Raw genomic sequence first — 3,577 nt, forward strand, 5'->3', positions numbered from 1 at the left:
GCCTGGTTCCGCCCGGACGACACCATCACGCCCGAAGCCGACCGGCTCTTTGCCGCACTCTGCAGCGGCCAGCTGCTCACGCTCGGCGCGCTGGCGCAAGCCGCCGTCAGCGTGGGCGCGGTGGTCGATGCCAAAGGCTGGTTGCTCTCCACTGCATCAACGCTCAGCGAGCAGCGCCTGTCGCTCAATTTCTTCGGTATCCAGTTCGCCAACACCCAGACCTGGCTCAACACCGTGTCGGTCAAGACCGACCTGGTCACCGGCAACCTGCTTGCCGCCACCGCCGCCAGCACCGGCGGCACCGGCATCGTCAACCCATGGAAGAACCGCACCGCCAAACTGGGCGTGCAGCTGGCCCTGGCGGGGGACGAGGGCGCGCCCAGGCAGCTTGCGGCCACGCTGAACGGCGCCTTCACCGCCAACCGCGAAAATACCGACCGCGAGACGGTGCAAGACCTGCTGGACGCCTATGCCGACGCGGTCGGCACCAAGCGCAACGATATCGGACTCCTGCTGGATATCCCCTCCCCCAGCGATAGCGACGGCCTGCGCCGGTTCTGGAAGTCGCTGACCATCGCCGTACCGGTCGCGCTGGATGCCCAACAATGGGCCGCCTTTGCCAGCCTGGGCAAAGCCGACATCGAGCGCGTATCGCTTGAGATAGCCCTGGCTCAGTTCCAGCGCGCCTACAAAGCGGACAGCCTGTTCTCCAAAGATCCGGTGGGCGACCTGCGTGAGCAGATCCTGGCGGTGACCAACGCCAGCAAGGCCGACAATGACGCGATCCTGGGCTACCTGAAGCTCTTCCCGGAGAACATCGTCACCGGCGACCTGGCGGTCAGCGCCGCGGAGGCGGTGGGGATTACCGCCAGAGACAACGATATTGCCGACCGCGGCATGCGCCGCTTCAAGGCCTACCACCGGCTATCCGCCACCGTGCAGGCCCCGCTGCGCCTGCGCACGCTGGCCACCCAGGCCAGCGACCAGATCAAGGCCCTGCCCGAACAGCCCGATCCAGACGCCGTACGCAAGCAACTGGAACCCATCCTGGCCAAGATGCAGGCCGCCTTGTCCCCCGTGGCCCTTGTTAGCGAAACCTGGCTGGGCATAGGGGTACTCGGCGCCAAGGACCAGCCGGTAAGCTGGCCCTACGCCAGCTTTATCACCACCATGGCCAAGCTGGCCGGCCTGCCCGTGCCACCGGGCTTCGTGCCCATCGCCCAGGTGGGCGACAAGCCCGCAGTACGCCTGATCGCAGCGGGCTGACCAAGCAAGTATGGCGGCGGGGCCTGGTGCAGGCCTCGCCGGACCGGTTGGCAATCCGGGGGCAGGTCTTGTATTTTGCGTCCCAGCGCACAGCAGACGACAAAACCAGACCCAGATTTCGGAGCCCCCATGGCCAACCTCTACTTCCGCTATGCCGCCATGAACGCCGGCAAGAGCGGCATCCTGCTCTTGGCAGCGCACAACTATGTCGAGCGCGGCATGGTGCCACTGCTGTTCACCGCCGAGATCGACACCCGCTACGGCCAAGGCGTGATCACCACCCGGCTGGGCATACAGCGCGAGGCCAATACCTTCAACGCCAGCACCGTGTTCGATCTGGACCTGATCGTGAAGCTGGCGCCCAACGTGGCCTGCATCTTTATCGACGAGGCCCAGTTCCTGAGCCGAGAGCAGGTGCTGCAGCTGCACCACCTGGTCCATGTGCACGGCGTCCCGGTCATCTGCTACGGCCTGCGTACCGATTTTCGCGGTGAGCCCTTCCCCGGCTCCACCTACCTACTCGCCCTGGCCGACGAGATTGAAGAGCTGCCCACCATCTGCGGCTGCGGCGGCAAGGCCCGCCACAATATGCGCATCGATGAGCACGGCAAGCGCGTGACCGAGGGCAAGCAGATCGAGATCGGCGGCAACGACCGCTACCTGGCTGTCTGCCCCAAGTGCTGGCACCTGGGCGTACAGACCTCGCGTAGGCCGGGGAAGGGGCTGGTGGCGCCGGAGGGCCGCTAGTTACCGAACGCCAGGTTGGGAGCAGAAATCGCGCTCGGTCCCGCCTTCATGACTTGGTAAACGCCTGGCGGGCACGTTCCGAACCTCGCCCTAGAGACGTTCATTTTTTGCGTAGCTCCAATCTGGACCGCAAAATCGCAGTGCTTTTCCAGCACCACCCACAACGCGCCGCACGCCGCGCACATGCCTGAAAATGTCGCGCAGAAAACTTCGCCAAACTGGCGAAATATTTTTCACTTTGAAAAATAAAAGATTTTGGTAGAACATGCACTTAAGTGCACATAATTCTCCGCCAAAATCTTCGCCAAATTTATCGCCAAAATCTGCGACAAGCCATGCTGTATACCGACCCCGCTTCGATGACGCCGTTGCTCCCCAGGTCAGACACGCCAGCGATGCGCGACCTGGAGGACAAGGCGACCGAGCTGATCCGCCGTGCTGATCGGCAGGTCATCCCACGCGGGCTACAGCCGGTGCTGGCGAAGGCCTTGCGGCCGATGAACTCCTACTACACCAACAAGATCGAGGGGCAGCACACCACGCCGCTCCTGATCCAGCAGGCGATGGCAGCGGACTTCTCCGACAAACCGGATGAAGCCCAGAAGCAGCGTGCGGCCGTGGCATGCATGCGGGCCGAGGAAGGCATCGAGGATCGCGTTGGCCGCGCGAGCAGCCTGGGCGACATCCCAGACTACTTCCAGGCCGACTTCATCCAGGCCACGCATAGGGCGATGTACGAGCAGCTACCCATTGCGGATCGGATGGCACACGGGCAGCGGGCGGATGGCACTGACTGGCGTGAAGAAATCCAGCCAGGCGTGTTCCGCCGGCATGAGGTTAAGGTCGGCCAGCACATTCCCCCAAGCCATGCGTGCCTCAATGCGTTCATGCAGGCAATGTGGCAAGGCTACCGCCTTGAAGTGCGCGGACACCGGGCACTCATCGCAATCTGCGCGGCGCACCATCGGCTGGCATGGCTGCACCCCTTTGGCGACGGGAACGGCCGCGCCATACGCCTGCACACCCATGCAGGCCTCTACGCACTGGGGCTGACCCGCGGCTTTTGGTCGCCCATGCGCGGCTTGGCCCGCCAGCAGCAGCGCTACTACCAGGTACTGGCGCTGGCCGACCACCCTCGCGAGGGGGACCTGGATGGGCGGGGCAATCTATCAGAGAAGCACTTGATCGGCTTTATCGACTTCATGCTGGATATCTGCCTCGACCAGGTGGATTTCATGTCCAAAATGCTGGACCTGCAAGGGCTGGAGGAACGCCTGCACAAGATGCTGCTGGCGGAATCCGCGGCGCAGGCCACGCCCCATCTGACGAGCCTCAATAGCCTGACCGCGCTCAAATACCTGCTCAATGCTGGCCCAACGCCCAAGCCGGAGTTTCGCCAACTGCTGGGAGGCACCTCCAGCCGAACGCAGGATCGCGTCATCAAAGACCTGCGCACACTGGGCATCATCACCGCCGAAGGCCTGCAGGCGCCTTTCCAACTCAATGTGCCGATCGAGCTATTCCGCTACCTTTTTCCGGGCCTATGGGTGGAGGCGGAGGGTGG

Annotated in this window: 3 protein-coding genes; all 3 read left to right on the forward strand. The window is 63.7% G+C overall.

What is annotated here, in order from left to right:
- The coding region (locus VIM95_RS09590; protein ID WP_331985021.1) for a hypothetical protein at positions 1-1,266 on the forward strand (1,266 nt) is incomplete at its 5' end.
- 129 nt (positions 1,267-1,395) lie between these two features.
- Positions 1,396-2,013, forward strand: a complete 618-nt coding sequence (locus tag VIM95_RS09595) for a thymidine kinase (protein ID WP_331985023.1) — start codon at positions 1,396-1,398, stop codon at positions 2,011-2,013.
- A gap of 335 nt (positions 2,014-2,348) precedes the next feature.
- The coding region (locus tag VIM95_RS09600) for a Fic family protein (RefSeq protein ID WP_331985025.1) at positions 2,349-3,577 on the forward strand (1,229 nt) is incomplete at its 3' end.

It is taken from the genome of Chitinimonas sp. (assembly GCF_036568685.1).
Classification (GTDB): domain Bacteria; phylum Pseudomonadota; class Gammaproteobacteria; order Burkholderiales; family Chitinimonadaceae; genus Chitinimonas.